This is a genomic window from Streptomyces sp. NBC_00597 (assembly GCF_041431095.1).
In the GTDB taxonomy this organism is placed as follows: Bacteria; Actinomycetota; Actinomycetes; order Streptomycetales; family Streptomycetaceae; genus Streptomyces.
In genome coordinates this window covers 3177838-3195662 of the sequence record NZ_CP107757.1, presented here as the reverse complement: position 1 = coordinate 3195662, position 17825 = coordinate 3177838, and the positions used below count along the sequence as shown (strand labels likewise).

Annotated in this window: 17 protein-coding genes and 1 riboswitch; of the genes, 14 read left to right on the top strand and 3 right to left on the bottom strand. The window is 71.3% G+C overall.

What is annotated here, in order from left to right:
* Window positions 1–95: 95 nt before the first annotated feature.
* Window positions 96–1343 carry an Ig-like domain-containing protein gene (locus tag OG974_RS14230; RefSeq protein ID WP_327283059.1) on the top strand — a complete coding sequence of 416 codons (1248 nt, stop codon included), beginning with the start codon at window positions 96–98 and terminating at the stop codon, window positions 1341–1343.
* Between the two features lie 74 nt (window positions 1344–1417).
* Here the strand turns inward: OG974_RS14230 and OG974_RS14225 are convergent, their stop codons facing one another.
* A complete protein-coding gene (locus OG974_RS14225; protein WP_327283058.1) occupies window positions 1418–1822 on the bottom strand; it encodes a hypothetical protein in 405 nt (134 codons plus the stop codon).
* Between the two features lie 198 nt (window positions 1823–2020).
* On the opposite strand from OG974_RS14225, the gene OG974_RS14220 reads away from it, so the two are divergent.
* The 7 genes from OG974_RS14220 (at window position 2021) to OG974_RS14190 (ending at window position 10051) form a co-directional block, all read left to right on the top strand.
* Window positions 2021–2641: a heme-copper oxidase subunit III gene (locus tag OG974_RS14220; RefSeq protein WP_327283057.1), complete on the top strand. Its 621-nt coding sequence runs from the start codon at window positions 2021–2023 to the stop codon at window positions 2639–2641.
* Between the two features lie 76 nt (window positions 2642–2717).
* Entirely contained in the window at window positions 2718–3527 is an 810-nt protein-coding gene (locus OG974_RS14215) for a c-type cytochrome (protein ID WP_327283056.1), read from the top strand.
* Window positions 3524–4582 (top strand): Rieske 2Fe-2S domain-containing protein, encoded by a 1059-nt coding sequence (locus OG974_RS14210; protein WP_327283055.1) that lies wholly within the window; start codon window positions 3524–3526, stop codon window positions 4580–4582. Before OG974_RS14215 ends, OG974_RS14210 begins: the two co-directional genes overlap by 4 nt.
* Entirely contained in the window at window positions 4579–6204 is a 1626-nt protein-coding gene (locus OG974_RS14205) for a cytochrome bc complex cytochrome b subunit (protein WP_327283054.1), read from the top strand. Before OG974_RS14210 ends, OG974_RS14205 begins: the two co-directional genes overlap by 4 nt.
* Before the next feature lie 165 nt (window positions 6205–6369).
* Window positions 6370–7434 (top strand): anthranilate phosphoribosyltransferase, encoded by a 1065-nt coding sequence (trpD, locus tag OG974_RS14200; RefSeq protein WP_327283053.1) that lies wholly within the window; start codon window positions 6370–6372, stop codon window positions 7432–7434.
* Window positions 7435–7689: 255 nt separating this feature from the next.
* A riboswitch (SAM riboswitch) is annotated at window positions 7690–7806 on the top strand.
* Window positions 7807–8037: 231 nt separating this feature from the next.
* Window positions 8038–9456 (top strand): aminotransferase class V-fold PLP-dependent enzyme, encoded by a 1419-nt coding sequence (locus OG974_RS14195; RefSeq protein WP_327283052.1) that lies wholly within the window; start codon window positions 8038–8040, stop codon window positions 9454–9456.
* Between the two features lie 13 nt (window positions 9457–9469).
* Window positions 9470–10051, top strand: a complete 582-nt coding sequence (locus tag OG974_RS14190) for a ferredoxin (RefSeq protein WP_371646647.1) — start codon at window positions 9470–9472, stop codon at window positions 10049–10051.
* 11 nt (window positions 10052–10062) lie between these two features.
* On the opposite strand, the gene OG974_RS14185 is transcribed toward OG974_RS14190, so the two are convergent.
* Window positions 10063–10344 carry an Lrp/AsnC family transcriptional regulator gene (locus OG974_RS14185; RefSeq protein ID WP_030013053.1) on the bottom strand — a complete coding sequence of 94 codons (282 nt, stop codon included), beginning with the start codon at window positions 10342–10344 and terminating at the stop codon, window positions 10063–10065.
* Window positions 10341–11063 carry a rhomboid family intramembrane serine protease gene (locus OG974_RS14180; RefSeq protein WP_329313270.1) on the bottom strand — a complete coding sequence of 241 codons (723 nt, stop codon included), beginning with the start codon at window positions 11061–11063 and terminating at the stop codon, window positions 10341–10343. Before OG974_RS14180 ends, OG974_RS14185 begins: the two co-directional genes overlap by 4 nt.
* 127 nt (window positions 11064–11190) lie before the next feature.
* Between OG974_RS14180 and OG974_RS14175 the strand changes: the two genes are divergently transcribed.
* The 6 genes from OG974_RS14175 (at window position 11191) to OG974_RS14150 (ending at window position 17800) form a co-directional block, all read left to right on the top strand.
* Complete coding sequence (locus OG974_RS14175; protein ID WP_008738811.1) at window positions 11191–11430, top strand: hypothetical protein; 240 nt, start codon at window positions 11191–11193, stop codon at window positions 11428–11430.
* Window positions 11431–11469: 39 nt separating this feature from the next.
* Window positions 11470–12834: an NYN domain-containing protein gene (locus OG974_RS14170; protein WP_327285621.1), complete on the top strand. Its 1365-nt coding sequence runs from the start codon at window positions 11470–11472 to the stop codon at window positions 12832–12834.
* A 258-nt stretch (window positions 12835–13092) separates the two neighbouring features.
* Entirely contained in the window at window positions 13093–14133 is a 1041-nt protein-coding gene (locus OG974_RS14165) for an NlpC/P60 family protein (protein ID WP_327283050.1), read from the top strand.
* Between the two features lie 245 nt (window positions 14134–14378).
* Window positions 14379–15419 carry an NlpC/P60 family protein gene (locus tag OG974_RS14160; RefSeq protein ID WP_327283049.1) on the top strand — a complete coding sequence of 347 codons (1041 nt, stop codon included), beginning with the start codon at window positions 14379–14381 and terminating at the stop codon, window positions 15417–15419.
* A gap of 24 nt (window positions 15420–15443) precedes the next feature.
* Window positions 15444–16565, top strand: a complete 1122-nt coding sequence (locus OG974_RS14155; protein ID WP_328762502.1) for a hypothetical protein — start codon at window positions 15444–15446, stop codon at window positions 16563–16565.
* A 92-nt stretch (window positions 16566–16657) separates the two neighbouring features.
* On the top strand, window positions 16658–17800 hold the full coding sequence (locus tag OG974_RS14150) for a glycosyltransferase family 4 protein (protein ID WP_327283047.1): 1143 nt from the start codon (window positions 16658–16660) through the stop codon (window positions 17798–17800).
* Window positions 17801–17825 lie beyond the last annotated feature (25 nt).

The following is a 17825-nucleotide window of genomic DNA, read 5'->3' as shown; positions in this document are numbered from 1 at the left end:
CCTGGGGCCCGGACACCTCCAACGGAGGAGTCCGGGCCCCTCGTTTGCAGTCACCCGGCGCGCCGTATTTGTCATACCTTCATAGCGTTGGCTCCATGAAGCACTCACCGCGTCTTTGGACGGTAGTCGGCTGCTCCGTGCTGGTGGCGTCCCTCGGGGCCGGCGCCACCGGCTGCGGGCCCGGAGACAACCCGCTGTCAGCCCGCCCGTACGACGCGGGCGACCAGGTCGTCTTCAACCAGCCCCCGGGCGGCCGGCCGGTCGACCCCGAGCGGCCGCTGGAGATCACCGCGAAGGGAACCGGCGGCAGCCGGATCACCGACGTCACCGCCGTGGACGCCCAAGGGCGCCGCCTCGCGGGCGAGCTGAGCGCCAAGGGCGACCGCTGGCACAGCACCGTCCCGCTGGCCGCCGGCGCCCATTACACGGTCCTGGTGGAGACCGAGGACGAACGCGGCGCTCCGGGGCAGCGCAGGCTGACGTTCAAGACCACTCCGGCCCATGAGGTCCTCAAGGTCGAATTCGGGCCGGACGAGGGCAAGTACGGCGTCGGACAGCCGATCACGGCCGAACTCAACGAGCCCGTCCAGGACAAGGCGGCCCGGGCGCTCGTAGAGCGGGGTCTGGTGGTCGACGCGCCCTCGGGCGTCGAGGGCGCCTGGCACTGGGTGGACGACAAGCACCTGCACTACCGCCCCAAGGAGTACTGGCCCGCACACTCCACCGTCTCCGTACGGAGCAATCTGGAGGGCATCAGGATCTCCGACAACCTCCACGGGGCCGCCAGCAAGTCACTGACGCTGGAGATCGGGGACCGCGTCGAGGTCACCACCGACGCGTCCGCGCACTACCTCACGTTCAAGCGCAACGGAGAAGTGATCAACACCATTCCGGTGACCACCGGAAAGCCCGGGTTCTCCACCCGCAACGGCATCAAGGTGGTCCTCGGCAAGCAGTACTTCGTCCAGATGCGCGGTGACACCGTCGGCATCGGCGGCAGCGAGTACTACAACCTGCCCGTCTACTACGCGACCCGCGTCACCTGGAGCGGTGAATACGTCCACGCCGCGCCGTGGTCCGTGGAATCGCAGGGCTCCGAGAACGTCAGCCACGGCTGCACCGGCATGAGCACGGGCAACGCCGCCTGGTTCTACGAGAACATCACCGAGGGCGACATCGTCAAGGTGATCAACAGCGTAGGCGACGACATGGAGCCCTTCGGCAACGGCTTCGGCGACTGGAACCTCGACTGGAAGGAGTGGCGCGACGGCAGCGCCCTCCTCAAGGACACCCAGGAAGGCCGCAGCCCGGTCGACCAGACCCGCCTGCGGCCCACCGTCTGAGCGCCCCGTAGGCCCGCGCTCGCGCCGCACCGGCTCCGCCAGCCCCGAACGGGGCCGGCGGAGCCTGGTGGGGGTCAGGCGGCGTTGTGGGAGAGCCGTGAACGCAGCAGGCCCGCCAGGGCGTCCGGGAACTCCACCGGGTCGACGGGAAGGGTCACCGCCGCGTCGGCGCGGCTCCAGGTGGCCAGCCAGGCGTCCTGCGGACGCCCCATCAGCAGCAGCACGGGCGGGCACCGGAAGATCTCGTCCTTGATCTGCCGGCACACGCCCATGCCGCCGGCCGGGACCGCCTCGCCGTCCAGCACGCACACGTCGATCCCGCCCGCGTCCAGCTCGCTCAGGACCGCCGGGAGCGTGGCGCATTCCACGAATTCGACAGGAGGCAGGTCCGCGGCCGGCCTGCGCCCGGCCGCCAGCCGCACCTGCTCCCGGGTGCTCGCGTCGTCGCTGTAGACCAGAACCCGTGCAGTCGACCGCATTTCGTTCCTCCACGGTGCCGTGAATCACGTTGGTGTTGCGCGGGATGCTACTCCGTCCGACCCGGTGTCAACATCGGTTCGAACAGCCTCGCGGGTGTTGCTCCGGGGCCGATCTGATGGGCCGTTCGGGCCTTGCACACGCCCCTGACACTCCGAACGGCACCCCCCGGGGTGAGGGCGGGATAAGCGACCGACATAATGTCGGTCGTGGCGACAGCAACGACAGTAGATACCGGGCACGCGCACCCGACGGTCAACCGGCCGAACCTCGTCAGCGTCGGAACCATCATCTGGTTGAGTTCCGAGCTGATGTTCTTCGCGGCCCTCTTCGCGATGTACTTCACCCTGCGATCCGTGACAGGCGCCGAGTACTGGGCAGAGCAGGCTTCGGCCTTGAATCTGCCCTTCTCGGCGACGAACACGACGATCCTGGTGCTTTCCTCCCTCACCTGCCAGCTCGGCGTATTCGCAGCCGAGCGCGGTGACGTGAAGAAGCTCCGGTCGTGGTTCATGGTCACGTTCGTCATGGGTGCGATCTTCATTGGCGGCCAGGTGTTCGAGTACACCGAGCTGGTCAAGCACGAGGGCATGTCTCTCAAGTCAGGTCCGTACGGCTCGGTGTTCTACCTGACCACCGGCTTCCACGGTCTGCACGTGACGGGCGGTCTCATCGCCTTCCTGCTGGTCCTCGGCCGGACGTACGCGGCCAAGAGGTTCACCCACGAACAGGCCACGTCGGCCATCGTCGTGTCCTACTACTGGCACTTCGTCGACGTCGTCTGGATCGGCCTCTTCGCGACGATCTACCTGATCAAGTAGCGAACACGTCACCGGGCCCGACCCGGCACTCCATCCAGACACACCGACGCAGAAGATCCTGACACCGGGGTAATCCGTGAAAAAGCTCTCCGCACGACGACGCCATCCGCTGGCGGCGGTCGTCGTTCTACTCCTCGCGCTGGCGGCCACTGGGGGGCTGTACGCCGCCTTCGCCCCCGCGGGCAAGGCGCAGGCCGATGAAACCGCCCAGTCCCTCGCCATCGACGAGGGCAAGAAGCTCTACGCCGTGAGCTGCGCAAGCTGCCACGGATCCAGCGGTCAGGGTTCCACTGACGGCCCCAGCCTGGTCGGCGTCGGCTCCGCGGCCGTCGACTTCCAGGTGAGCACGGGCCGCATGCCCGCCCAGCAGCCCGGCGCGCAGGTGCCGAAGAAGCCGGTCGTCTACGACCAGGCGCAGATCGACCAGCTCGCCGCCTACATCGCCTCCCTCGGCGCCGGCCCGATGGTGCCGACCGAGAAGCAGTACGACCCGGCGGGTGCCGACATCGCCAGGGGTGGTGAGCTGTTCCGCAACAACTGCGCGCAGTGCCACAACTTCACCGGCGAAGGCGGCGCACTGACGAACGGCAAGTACGCCCCCAGCCTTGAGGGCGTCGAGCCGAAGCACATCTACGAGGCCATGCTCACCGGCCCGCAGAACATGCCCTCCTTCCCGGACAGCACCATGCCGACGAAGGAGAAGAAGGACATCATCGCGTACATCCAGCACGTGAACGGCGAGCAGTCGGTCAGCCCTGGCGGCCTGAAGCTCGGTGGCCTCGGCCCCGTTTCCGAGGGTCTGTTCGGCTGGATCTTCGGTCTGGGTGCGCTGATCGCTGTCGCCGTCTGGGTCGCGGCCCACACCGCTAAGGCCAAGAAGTCATGAGTAGCCAAGACATTCCCGAAGAGAAGCACCTGCCGAGCGAGCAGGGCGACGCGCACCACGGTGGCGTAGCAGTCGCGGACGACCCGTTCGCCGACCCGGGCCTGCCGGTCCACAAGCCCCGTATCCAGGACATCGACGAGCGGGCCGCGAGGCGCTCCGAGCGCACCGTGGCGATGCTGTTCACGCTGTCGATGCTGGCCACGATCGGCTTCATCGTCTCGTACGTGGCCATCCCGGTCGACAAGATCGTCTACATCTTCCCCGTCGGGAAGGTGAGCGGGCTCAACTTCGCCCTCGGTCTGACCCTGGGTGCCGCCCTCTTCTGCATCGGCGCGGGCGCGGTCCACTGGGCCCGCACCCTGATGTCCGACGTGGAGGTCGCCGACGAGCGCCACGCGATCGCGGCGCCGCCGGAGGTCAAGGCGAAGGTCCTGTCGGACTTCGCCGACGGTGCGAACGAGTCCGCCATCGGCCGTCGCCCGCTGATCCGCAACACGATGCTGGGCGCGCTGGCCATGCTGCCGCTGTCCGCCGTCATGATCATGCGCGACCTGGGCCCGCTGCCCGAGGAGAAGCTGCGCAAGACCGTGTGGGCCAAGGGCAAGCTGCTCATCAACGACAACACGAACGAGCCGCTGCGTCCCGAGGACGTCCAGGTCGGTTCGCTGACCTTCGTCCGGCCCGAGGGCCTGGACGAGGAGCAGCACGACTTCCAGACGCAGATCGCCAAGGCTGCCCTGATGATCGTCCGGATCAAGCCGGACGACATCAAGGACAAGCAGGAGCTGGAGTGGTCCCACGAGGGCATCGTGGCCTACTCGAAGATCTGCACCCACGTCGGCTGCCCGATCAGCCTGTACGAGCAGCAGACGCACCACGTGCTCTGCCCGTGCCACCAGTCCACCTTCGACCTCTCCGACGGCGCCCGTGTCATCTTCGGCCCGGCCGGCCACGCGCTTCCGCAGCTGCGGATCGGCGTGAACGGCGAAGGCTTCCTTGAAGCGCTCGGCGACTTCGAAGAGCCCGTCGGTCCTGCATTCTGGGAGCGCGGATGAGTACTGCCACCGATTCGAAGCGCAAAGCGCCGGCCGGCGAGCGGGTAGCCGACTGGGCGGACGGCCGCCTGGGCATCTACAGCCTGGCCAAGTCCAACATGCGCAAGATCTTCCCGGACCACTGGTCCTTCATGCTGGGTGAGATCTGCCTCTACAGCTTCATCATCATCATCCTCACGGGTGTGTACCTGACGCTGTTCTTCCACCCGAGCATGAACGAGGTCGTCTACCACGGCTCGTACGTGCCGATGCAGGGCGTCCAGATGTCCGAGGCCTTCGCCTCGACGCTGGACATCAGCTTCGACGTCCGCGGCGGTCTGCTCATCCGGCAGATCCACCACTGGTCGGCCCTGATCTTCGTCGCCGGCATGGTCGTGCACATGATGCGCGTCTTCTTCACCGGCGCGTTCCGCAAGCCGCGCGAGGTCAACTGGATCTTCGGCTTCCTGCTGCTGGTCCTCGGCATGTTCACCGGTTTCACCGGTTACTCCCTGCCGGACGACCTGCTCTCGGGCACCGGTGTCCGCTTCATGGAGGGCGCGATCCTGTCCGTGCCGATCGTCGGCACGTACATCTCGTTCTTCCTCTTCGGCGGCGAGTTCCCCGGCGGCGACTTCGTCGCGCGGTTCTACTCGATCCACATCCTGCTGCTGCCCGGCATCATGATGGGCCTGCTGGTGGCCCACCTGATCCTGGTCTTCTACCACAAGCACACCCAGTTCGCGGGTCCCGGCAAGACGAACAACAACGTCGTCGGCATGCCGCTGCTGCCGGTCTACATGGCCAAGGCCGGAGGCTTCTTCTTCCTGGTCTTCGGTGTCATCGCGGCCATCGCGGCGATCGCCTCGATCAACCCGATCTGGGCCCTCGGCCCGTACCGCCCGGACCACGTGTCCACCGGCGCGCAGCCCGACTGGTACATGGGTATGCCGGAAGGCCTGATCCGTGCCATGCCGGGCTGGGAGATCAACCTGTGGGGCCACACGCTCGTTCTCGGCGTGTTCATCCCCCTGCTGATCTTCCCGCTGGTGCTGGGCTCGATCGCCGCCTGGCCGTTCATCGAGTCCTGGGTCACCGGTGACAAGCGCGAGCACCACATCCTGGACCGCCCGCGCAACGTCCCGACCCGTACGGGCTTCGGTGTCGCCTGGATCGCGGAGTACATCGTGCTGCTGATCGGCGGTGGAAACGACATGTTCGCGCAGTACTTCCACCTCTCGATCAACAACATCACGTGGTTCGTCCGGATCGGCTTCTTCGTCGTCCCGGTCCTCGCCTTCATCGTCACCAAGCGCATCTGCCTCGGCCTCCAGCGCCGGGACCACGACAAGGTGCTGCACGGTCGCGAGACCGGCATCATCAAGCGCCTGCCGCACGGTGAGTTCGTCGAGATCCACGAGCCGCTCCCGCAGGGCAAGCTGCACACGCTGACCGCGCACGAGCAGTACAAGCCGGTCGAGATCGGCCCGACGGTCGACGAGAACGGTGTCGAGCGCAAGGTCGGCCGCATGGAGAAGCTCCGCGCGAAGCTCAGCAAGGGCTTCTACGCCGAGAACAACCAGATTCCGAAGCCCACGGTGGAGGAGTACAAGGAGATCCAGAGCGGCCACGGCCACCACTGATCCCATGAGGGACTGATTCACGCCAGTCCCGGTGTCGCCACGGCAAGAGCCCCGTCCAGTGTCTGGACGGGGCTCTTTGCCGTCCCCGGGGCTGGATAGGCTGATCTCCTTCCCATTCGACGTGGGCCCCGGCATCGGACGGCCGACCAGCAGCAGGAGCGGACCATGAACGTTGTGACCCCGGCAGGCGGCGACAGCGTGGCGGCCCGTGGCTGGCCGGGTCTCCTCGACGCCCTGCTCACCGGCCAGGACCTGCGCGCCGACGAAACGGCCTGGGCCATGGACCGGATCATGCGCGGGGAGGCCACCGACGCCCAGATCGCCGGCTTCGTGGTGGCGCTCCGGGCCAAGGGGGAGACGGTCGCGGAGATCAACGGCCTCGTACGGTCCATGTACGAGCACGCCAACCTGATCGAGGTGCCGGGCCGGACGGTGGACATCGTCGGCACCGGCGGCGACGGGGCCAAGACGGTGAACATCTCGACGATGTCGTCGATCGTGGTGGCCGGCACGGGTGCCAAGGTGGTCAAGCACGGCAACCGGGCCGCGTCCTCCGCGAGCGGGTCCTCGGACGTGCTGGAGAAGCTCGGCGTCAACCTGGACCTCACCCCGGCGCGGGTGGTCGAGGTCGCCGAAGAAGCCGGCATCACCTTCTGCTTCGCGGTGAAGTTCCACCCGGCGCTGCGGCACGTGGCCGCGGCCCGGAAGGAGCTCGGGATCCGGACCACCTTCAACTTCCTCGGCCCGCTGACCAACCCGGCGCGGGTACGGGCGCAGGCCACGGGCGTCGCGGACCCGCGGGTGGCGCCCATCGTGGCGGGCGTGCTGGCGGAGCGCGGCTCCTCGGCGCTGGTGTTCCGAGGCGACGACGGCCTGGACGAGCTGACGACCACGGCCACCTCCCGGGTGTGGTGGGTCCGCGACGGCCGGGTGGACGAGCAGTCGTTCGACCCGCGCGACGTGGGCATCCCCCTGGTCGACGTCTCGGCGCTGCGCGGCGCGGACGCCTCGTACAACGCGGACGTCGCCCGCCGTCTGCTGGCCGGCGAGACCGGGCCGGTCCGTGACGCGGTGCTGTTGAACTCGGCGGCGGCCCTGGTGGCCCTGGACCCGGGCACGGGCTCCCTGGAGGACGAGATCCGCGCCGCGATCGCCCGGGCGGCGCAATCCATTGACTCGGGCGCGGCCAAGGCTGCCCTGGACCGCTGGGTGGCGGCCAGCAACGCGTAGGCGGGGGCCACCGGCTCGCGTTCCCCGGCGGCCGGAGGTCGGCGCAGCCGGTCGATGCCCGGGAGGCCGCCTGCGGCCGAGCGGCGCGAGTGCGGCGTCGGGGGTTGGTGCTCGGGCGCGGCCAAGGCCGCCCTGGACCGCTGGGTGGCGGCGAGCAACGCGTAGGCAGCGCCTGATCTTTTCCGGCCAAGGCCCCGGTCCAGCATGCGGACCGGGGTCTTGCGCGTTGGGGATCATGTGGCAGGATGCTCACCAGGTCACGAGTGACAGCGTTTCGGCCCCGGCTTGCTGTCCGGCAACCCTCCTTCCGTGGCGGGGTGCCCCGGGTGATGACCAGGTCGTAGCCAGAAAGGCCTACGGCAAGCGCGGATCCCTCGACACCAGGGGTCCTGGTCTCCCGAGGAGCTTTTCCGTGAGCAAGCGAATGCGATAGGGCGACTCCGCCCCTCTTCACCCTCCGTGCGGTCCCCAGTCGTCCGCGCGTCGAGGCAATTCCCGTACCACTGGCACATGTGCATCCGCGCTGCCGCGCGCCCGCGCATCCGTGCACCCACGTACGGGCCTTCCGAAGCCATTCCGCCTGTCCTGCCGGGAGATACCGCCATGTCCACGTACCCGAACGCCGTCGCCACCGCGTCCGTCGCGACCCCGCCCGTCGACCCCGCCCGTGCCGAGCCGCTGCCGGTCCTCGGCCGGGACGTGACCGTCCCGCTCGTCATCGGCGGCGAGGTCAGCTACGCGGCCCTCGACTACGCGGCCAGCGCCCCCGCGCTCCAGCGGGTCTGGGACGACGTCGCCGCGTACGCCCCCTACTACGGCAGCGTCCACCGCGGGGCCGGGTACCTCTCGCAGCTCTCCACCGACCTCTTCGAGCAGAGCCGGGCCACCGTCGCCGAGTTCCTCGACTGCCGGCCCGCCGACCAGGTGGTCTTCACCCGCTCCACCACCGACTCCCTGAACCTGCTCGCCGCCGTGCTCCCCGCCGGCTGTCAGGTCTTCGTCTTCGAGACCGAGCACCACGCCTCGCTGCTGCCGTGGGGCGACGCGCAGGTCACGTACCTCAACGCCCCGCGGACCCCGGTGCAGGCCGTCGAGACCCTGGACCGGGCGCTGGCGGACCGCGATCCGCACGGGCCGGCGCTGGTCTGCGTCACCGGCGCGTCCAACGTCACCGGTGAACTGTGGCCGGTGAAGGAACTCGCCGCCGCCGCGCACGCCCACGGCGCGCGGATCGTCCTGGACGCCGCGCAGCTGGCCCCGCACCACCCCGTCTCCGTCCAGGAGCTGGACGTGGACTGGGTCGCCTTCTCCGGGCACAAGCTGTACGCGCCGTTCGGCTCCGGCGTACTGGCCGGCCGCGCGGACTGGCTCCAGCAGGCGCAGCCGTACCTGGCCGGCGGCGGCGCCTCCCGGAAGGTCGCCCGCCGTGAGGACGGCGGCGTCGACGTCGAGTGGCACACCACGGCCGCCCGCCACGAGGCCGGCTCCCCGAACGTCATCGGCGTGTACTCCATCGCCTCCGCCTGCCGGGCGCTGGACGAGGCCGGCTTCGAGAACCTCGTCGCCCGCGAGCGGCACCTCATCGCGAAGGTCCGCGCAGGCCTGGCCGAGGTCCCGCAGGTCAGGATCCTCTCCCTGTTCGGCGACGACGCCCCGCGGGTCGGCGTCATCTCCTTCGTGGTGGACGGTTGGAACAGCTCGCACTTCGCGGCCGCGCTGTCCGCGGAGTACGGGATCGGCGTCCGCGACGGCCTGTTCTGCGCCCACCCGCTGGTCCGCACCCTGCTCGGCAGCGAGCCGCAGGCGCAGGGCGAATGCGGGGCCCCCGAGGCGGCCCCGGGCGAACACCCCCAGACTTCGTCCGGGGGTGCCCCCACGCTGAACGCGATCCGCGTCAGCTTCGGCGCGGGCACCCCGGACGAGCACGTCGAACGGTTCGTGCGCGCGGTGCGCGAGCTGGTTCGGGACGGCGCCAAGTGGCAGTACCGCACGGAGGAGGGTCGCTGCGTCCCGGCCGTCTGACGGGCTGCTCGGCATGACCTACTGGGATCCGCTGCCGACGGTCCGCGCCTGCGCGGAGGGCGAGCCGCTACCCGGCCTCGCGAACTGGGTGCCCGCGTACCAGCCGCCGTGGGGCGGCCGGCCCGAAGCGTGGCGGGAGCGCAACTGGCGCAACGCGCCGGGGCCGTTCTACGGGGCGGCTACCGACACCTGCTGGGTGGGCCGCGAGGTCGCGCCGGCCCACGTCCTGTACGACGACGAGTCCGGCGGGGAGTTCGTCCACCGCCAGCCGTGCACGCCCGAGGAGACGTACCGGGTCATGGCCGCGGCCCGGCAGGACCCGATGGCCGGGTACGAGTGCGACGGCGACGCGCACTGGACCCCGGAGCTGGTCCGGGACCGGTGGCGGGACCGGGGCCGGGACCGCGAGTGGGCCGTGGGCCTGGACCGGAGCCGGTCGGCGTCGGAGCGGGAGGACGAGCGTGAGGCGGCCGGCGGGTCCCGCGCGTACCTCGCGCACCTCGACACCGGCCTCGGTGACCACTTGCGGGGCTACCCGTTCTGGCTGCAGGAACGCCGCGTGCCCCGGCCGGGGGAGCGGCTGCCGGAACTGTGAACGGTCGGACGCTACGCGTCCAGGCCGATGGCGAAGGCCGCTTCCAGGTCGTGCTGGGAGTAGGTGCGGAACGCCACGTGCGTGTCCGTCGCCTCCACGCCCGGGATCTTGCTGATGCGGCCGGGGATGATGTCCGCCAGGTTCTCGTGGCGGGCCACGCGCACCAGGGCGATCAGGTCGTACGTCCCCGTGACGGAGTAGACCTCGCTGACGTTCTCCAGCGCGGCGATGGACTCGGCGATCTCGGGGATGCGGTCCACGCTGGTCTTGATGAGCACGATCGCGGTGATCACGGTTGGCTGTCTCCCTCGGTGGCCGTCGCTGGTCGCCTCACTCTAGTCGTACGCCGATAGCGCACCCACGCGTAGACGAAGCCGAGCGAGAAGCCCACCACGTGGGCCAGGTACGCCACCCCCGGGCCGCTCCCCGCGCGGTGCGCCGCCAGCCACTGCAGGCCGAACCAGAACATCAGTACGATCCAGGCCGGGAAGCGCAGCGGCAGGAAGAAGAGGAACGGGAACAGGCTCGTCACCCTGGCCCGCGGGAAGAGGCACAGGAAAGCGCCCAGTACCGCCGAGATCGCGCCGGACGCGCCGACCAGGGTCTGGTCCGAGGCTGCGTTGGCCGCCGCGTACGCCGCCAGCGCCAGGTACCCCGTACAGACGTAGAACGCCAGGAATTCCGGTCGCCCCATCCGCTCCTGCGCCATCACGCCGAAGACGTAGAGGAAGAGCATGTTGCCGAGCAGGTGGAGCCAGCTGCCGTGTACGAACAGCGCGGTGAGCGGAGTGAGCAGCGCCCGCGCGGAGCCGGTGAACAGTTCGTCCGGGACCACTCCCCAGCGCCGGAAGTAAGCGGTCCCCGTCTCCACCAGCCGCTCGCCCGTTCCGTACGAGGGATTCAGGCCCGAAGCCGGACCGAGCAGGAACACCACGCAGCAGCCGGCGATCAGTGCGTGGACGACCACCGGGCCCCGGGCCGCCTCCCGGAGGGCCTGCCACTTTACGATCATGCGATCGAGCATGACCCAAGCGGACCCGCCCGGAGCACCGGCAGGCCGTAGGGTTACGTGCTGCGGTCCGCCGATTGACGCGGACGGCGGCTTTAATTGAAAGAGCTACGAAGGAGAGAGCGGCCTGATGACGGTTCCCCTGCCCACCGACACCACCCGGTGGCGCTGCACCCTGTGCGGCAACCTCACGCGTTTCGACGTCACTCGTTCGTCGAAGGTCGTGGAGTACGTCCACCTGGATCTTGCCGGGGAGCCCAAGGTCGAGGAGCGCGAGGTGGTCAATGAGACCATCGAGTCGGTCCGCTGCCGCTGGTGCAACGCGGTGGACCAGATCGAGCTCGTGGACAGGCCGGGCGCGGACTCCTGACGGAGCCGGGCCCACAGTAGATCACGGTAGGGGTGACGGATTGTGGAGCCAGCAAGCGGCGCTGAGCCGGCCGACGCGGCCGGCGACGCCGCCGAGGTGCTCGACCGCCCGCTGCCGGAAGGCGTGCGGCGCCGGGTCGTCGCGCTCGTCTCGGACGCCTTCGGCGGACTGACGGTCGCGGACCTCCCGGCGCAGCTGCGCCAGTACGCCCGGTTCACCCCGACCCGGCGCGCCAAGTTCGCGGGCAACGCGATGGCCGCGGCAGTGGAGACGGATCCCGTCTTCCGCGGCCGCGTCGCCGAGAAGCTGCGCGAGGCCCAGACCGAGCTGACCGGCGCCCTGGAGTCCGGTGCCCCGCCCGCCGCCGCGGACCCGCTGGACGTGGCGGCCGCCGCGTACGTGCTGCGGCCGGTCGGCTGGGTGAAGCTGGTGGCCGCCGCCGGCGAGGAGGCGCAGCGCGCCGACGCCGAGCGGGTCGGCGAGGAGACCCGGCGCGAACTGGACCGGCTCCGCGAGGAACTGGCGCACGCCCGGGACGTACAGCGCCTCGGCGGCGAGCAGGTGCGGGCCGAGCTGGACGCGGCGCGCAAGGAAGCGGAATCGCTTCATCGCAAGCTGCGCAGCGCCCAGAGCGATGTGAAGCGCGGCGAGGCGGCCCTGCGCAAGGTGACCGCAGAGATCGACGGGATCCGCGGTGAGGCGGCCGCGCAGGTGGCCGCCGCCGAGAGCGAGACCCGGCGCCTGAAGTCCCGCCTCGCCGAGGTGGAGACCGCGCTGGAGACCTCCCGCCGGGCCACCCGCGAGGGACGCAGCGTCGAGGACATGCGGCTGCGGCTGCTGCTGGACACCGTGCTGGACGCGGCCCAGGGGCTGCGCCGCGAGCTGGCGCTGCCGCCGGTGTCGACGCGGCCGGCCGACACCGTGGAGGCGGTGGAGCCGGGCCGGATGACCCCGAAGGACATTGCGGCGCGGGCGCTGTCGGAGACGGATCCGGCGCTGCTGGACCAGTTGTTGGCGCTGCCCCAGGTCCATCTGGTGGTCGACGGCTACAACGTGACGAAGACCGGCTATCCGACGATGCCGTTGGAGAAGCAGCGGCTGCGGCTGCTGGGCGGGCTGTCGATGCTGGCCGCGCAGACCGGCGCGGAGATGACGTGCGTGTTCGACGGCGCGGAACTGGCGGCCCCGGTGCTGCTCGCGCCGCCGCGCGGGGTGCGGGTGCTGTTCTCCAAGCCCGGGGTGACGGCGGACGAGCTGATCCGCCAGCTGGTGCGGGCGGAGCCGCCCGGCCGGCCGGTGGTCGTGGTGTCCACCGACCGCGAGGTGGCCGACGGCGTGGCGAAGGCCGGTGCCCGGCCGGTTGCGTCCGCTTTGTTGCTGAAGCGGCTTTCGCGCGTTTCGTAACTCCTTGCTGGAATGCCCGATTTGGTATGGGCGTCAGGGAACGTACCGTCAAGTGCCCTGTACGGAGCGTGGGCTGTAGGTAAAGAACCTGGTCGGGGAGGAAGTTTTTCCCGACAGGATTTGAACTGATCGCAGCGAGGTCACTAGGGTCACCTCAAACCTTCGTGCGGCAGTTCACTCATTCGGGGTGACGACGGAGGCGCGCTGCCGAGCCTTGCGACCGTCTTCGGCGGCTCCAGGAAAAAGGAGCTCGCGTTCGTGGCGTCCCACCGTCGACCCAAGCCGCCGACCCGCACCCGTGTGAGCGTGCTCACCGCCCTCGCCACTGCGGCCGTCGCCCTCTCCTCCCAGTCGGCCATGGCCGCACCGGACAAGCCGAACAAGGACGAGGTCAAGAGCAAGGTCGACGCCCTCTACGAGGAGTCCGAGCAGGCCACCGAGAAGTTCAACGGGGCCAAAGAGCGCCAGGAAAAGCTGGAGAAGGAGATCTCGCAGCTCCAGGACCGGGTCGCGCGCGGCCAGGACGAGCTCAACAGCCTGCGCAACACCCTCGGTTCGATGGCGACCGCCCAGTACCGCGGCGGCGGCCTCGACCAGTCCGTGCTGCTGCTACTGTCCGCCGACCCGGACGCCTTCCTCGACAAGGCCTCCACGCTCCAGCAGTTGAGCGGCAAGCAGGTCGAGGCGATATCGAAGATCCAGGCCAAGCAGCGCAGCCTCGCGCAGCAGCGCCAGGAGGCCACCGGCAAGCTCGCCGACCTCGAAGCCGTCCGCAAGGAGCTCGCCGAGAAGAAGGCGGCCGCCCAGGCCAAGCTCGCCGACGCCCAGGCCCTCCTCAACACGCTGACCGCGGACGAGCGCAGCCAGCTGAAGAGCGACGCGGCCAAGGACGGCCAGGCCGCCGCGGACGCCGCCGGCGGGGGCGCCAAGCCCGGTGCGGTGAAGGGCTCGGGGCGGGCCGGGGCCGCCCTTGCCGCCGCGCTGACCCAGAAGGGCGACCGCTACCACATGGGCGACACCGGTCCCGACTCGTGGGACTGCTCGGGCCTGACCCAGTGGGCCTACGGCCAGGCCGGCGTCGACATCAGCCGCACGACCTACACGCAGGCCAACGACGGCACGCGCATCGGCATGAGCGAGCTCCAGCCCGGAGACCTGGTCTTCTTCTACGACGACCTGCACCACGTGGGTCTCTACGCGGGCAACGGCCAGGTCTTCCACGCCTCCAACCCGACCGGCGGCGTTCGGTACGAGGCCATGAAGAACATGCCCTTCCAGTTCGGCGTCCGCGTCGGCTGATCCCGCGCTCCCCGGCCCGGGGAGACGTGCCGCACACCGCCCATCCGGGCGAATTCCGCGGCCCCGCTGTGACCACACGCCCCGCCGGTGACCTGCGTCTCCGGCGGGGCGTCGGCGTGCGCGGCCCCCGGCGGTCGTTGGTCGGTTCGTGGTCGCGCGGTTACTGTCTGCCAGCGCGGAGCCCGGCACACGGCCGTCCACGGGGGGCGGACCCGGTCCTGCGCAGCGGAAGGGAGCGGTTCCACGTGGCGTCCCATCGCCGGACCGGGCTCGGCAGCCTCGACCGGAGCACCAAGGTCACCGTCTTCACCGTCGCCGCAACCGCCGCGGTAGCGATGGCGGGCGCGACGGCGAGCGCGGCCCCGGCCCTGCCGCAGGAGCCCCCGGCCGGCACCCGCGCCCAGGTCGACCGGCTCTTCGAGGAGGCCGAACAGGCCACCGAGCGCTACAACAAGGCGGGCGAGCGGGCCGAGGGGCTGCGCACCGAGATCGACCGGGCCCAGGACGCACTGGCCCGCGGCCAGGACCGCATCAACACCATGCGCGGCGTCCTCGGCGCCTTCGCCGGAGCCCAGTACCGCTCCGGCGGCATCGATCCCGCCGTCGAGCTGATGCTCTCCAACGACCCGGACGAGTACCTCGAAAGGGCGTCCCAGCTCGCCCGGTTGACGGACCGGCAGGCCCGGCAGCTCGACGAACTGCGCAAGGAGCAGCGCCGGCTGGGCCAGCAGCGACACGAGGCCTCGCAGAAGCTCGCCGAACTCGACGCCGTACGCGCCGACGTGGCCCGCCAGAAGCGTGCCGTCACCGCCAAGCTCGCCGCGGCCCGCCGGCTGCTGAACGCGATGCCCTCGCAGGAGCGGGCCGACTTCGAGCGGGCCTCACGCTCGGGCGACCGGCCGGGGGGCGTGCCCGACCCGGGCGCGTCGGTCCCGTCCTCGGGGCGCGCCGCGACCGCCGTGATGGCCGCCCGGTCGGCGGTCGGCCGCCCGTACGTCTGGGGCTCCACCGGGCCCTCCGCATTCGACTGCTCCGGGCTGATGGTGTGGTCGTACCGGCAGGCGGGCGTCTCCCTGCCGCGCACCTCGCAGGCCCAGCGCCACGCGGGCCGCCAGGTCCCGCTCTCGCAGGCGCAGCCCGGCGACCTGGTCACGTACCGCTCGGACGCCAGCCACGTCGGCATGTACGTCGGCAACGGCCAGGTGGTGCACGCCCCGTACCCGGGGGCGCGGGTGCGCTACGACCCGGTCGGGATGATGCCGGTGTCCTCCGTCACCCGGCCCTGACGCGGCCGTGCGTACGATCGTCGGATGTCCCCGCTCCGTCGGCTCCTCGTACGCGCACTGCCGCTCCTGCTGAGCGGGCTGCTCGCGGGGTGCGGGGCGCCCGCCGCGCCCGACACTGCCGAGCGGGCGGTCCGGGACGCCGTCGCCGCTTGGGCGCGGACGCCGCCCGCACAGCTCGCCGGGATCCCGCTGGAGGGATGGGCGTACGAGGTCTCCGCGGTCCGCCGCAGCGGCGCGCAGGCCACCGCCCGGGCGGAACTGCACTACCGGCTCACCGGCTACGACACGGCCCCCGCCGGTTCGGCGCGCGAGGTCCGGCTGAGCCGGGACGGCGGGCGGTGGCGGGTCACCGGGGACCGGCCCGCACCGGGCGCACCACCCCAGCTGTGGGACCAGGGCCCGGTGGCGGTGGTCCGGGGCGCGCACTCCCTGGTGCTGGGCAGCGGGCAGGACGCCGGGACGCTGTCCGCGGTCGCGGCGGAGGCCGAGCGGGCGGTACCGGCGGTGAGCGCCGCCTGGCCGGGGCCGTGGGCGGGCCGCGTGGTGGTGCTCGTGCCGGGCTCGCTGGAGCGGATGGCGCAGCTGTTGGGGCGGCCGGCCGCCGAGTACCGGGGCATGGGGGCCGTCACGACGGGCCGGGTGGGCGCCGCCGAGGCACCCGCCGACCGGGTCGTCGTCAACCCCGAGGGGTGGGCGCAACTCAGCTCCGCGGGCCGCGGGGTCATCCTCACCCACGAGGTCACGCACGTCGCCACCCGCGCCGCGACCTCCGCCCGGACCCCGCTGTGGCTGTCCGAGGGCTTCGCCGACTGGGCTGCGTACCGCGGCGGCACCACCACCCCGCAGCAGGGCGCGCCGGCGCTGGGCCGGGCCGTCCGCCGCGGCGAGCTGCCGGGCGCACTGCCCGCCGACGGGGCGTTCGCCTTCGGCGGCGACCCGGAGGCGCTGGCCCGTGCGTACGAGGGCGCGTGGCTGGCCTGCCGACTGATCGCGTCCCGCTGGGGCGACGCCGCGCTGGTCCGGCTCTACGAGGCGGCGGGCCGCGAACCGCTGGATGTGGCGCTCCGGGAGACCACCGACACCGACCCGCCCGCCCTGACGGCAGCCTGGCAGGCCTCCCTCCGCAACGACCTGACCGCCCCCTGACCCGGCCGGCGCCGGCCCGTACGGGCTGCGCGCGGTGCGGGCGCGGCCTGGGCCGGTGGCCGCGCGGGGGCGTCCGGTACTGTCGGCTGGCGATGCACAAGACGCTGATCGTGACCAATGACTTCCCGCCGCGACCGGGCGGCATCCAAGCCTTCCTGCACAACATGGCGCTGCGGCTGGATCCCGACCGGATCGTCGTCTACGCCTCCACCTGGAAGCACGGTGCGGAGGGCCGCGAAGCCACCGCCGCCTTCGATGCCGAGCAGCCGTTCCAGGTCGTGCGCGACCGGACGACGATGCTGCTGCCGACCCCGCGGGTCACCCGGCGGGCGGTCGGGCTGCTGCGCGAACACGGCTGCGAGTCGGTGTGGTTCGGGGCGGCGGCTCCGCTGGGGCTGATGGGCCCGGCGCTGCGCCGGGCCGGCGCGAAGCGGATCGTGGCGACGACCCACGGGCACGAGGCGGGCTGGGCGCAGCTCCCGGCGGCACGGCAGCTGCTGCGCCGGATCGGCGAGGGCACGGACACACTGACCTACCTGGGCGAGTACACGCGTTCGCGGATCGCCTCGGCGTTGACGGACCGGGCGGCGGCGCGGATGGTGCAACTCCCGCCGGGGGTGGACGAGAAGACCTTCCACCCGGGGTCGGGCGGCGACGCGGTCCGGGCCCGGCTGGGGCTGTCGGACCGGCCGGTGGTGGTCTGTGTCTCGCGGCTGGTCCCGCGCAAGGGGCAGGACACGCTGATCGAGGCGATGCCGCGGATCCTGGCCGCGGTGCCGGACGCCGTGCTGCTGGTGGTCGGCGGGGGCCCGTACGAGGCGGACCTGCGGGCGCTGGCCGCGTCCACGGGGGTCGCGGACTCGGTGGTCTTCACGGGCGCCGTCCCGTGGGCCGAGCTGCCCGCCCACTACGGCGCCGGGGACGTCTTCGCGATGCCCTGCCGGACCCGGCGGGGCGGGCTGGACGTGGAGGGCCTCGGCATCGTCTACCTGGAGGCCTCGGCGACGGGCCTGCCGGTGGTCGCGGGCGACTCGGGCGGGGCGCCGGACGCCGTACTGGAGGGCGAGACGGGCTGGGTGGTCCGGGGCGGGGTCCCCGAGGACGCGGCGGACCGGGTGATCGCCCTGCTCCGGGACCCGGAGCTGCGCCGCCGCATGGGCGAGCGGGGCCGCGCCTGGGTCGAGGAGAAGTGGCGCTGGGACCTGCTGGCCGACCGTCTGCGCGAGCTGCTCTGAGAGCCGCGGGGCGCGCCGCGCAGCT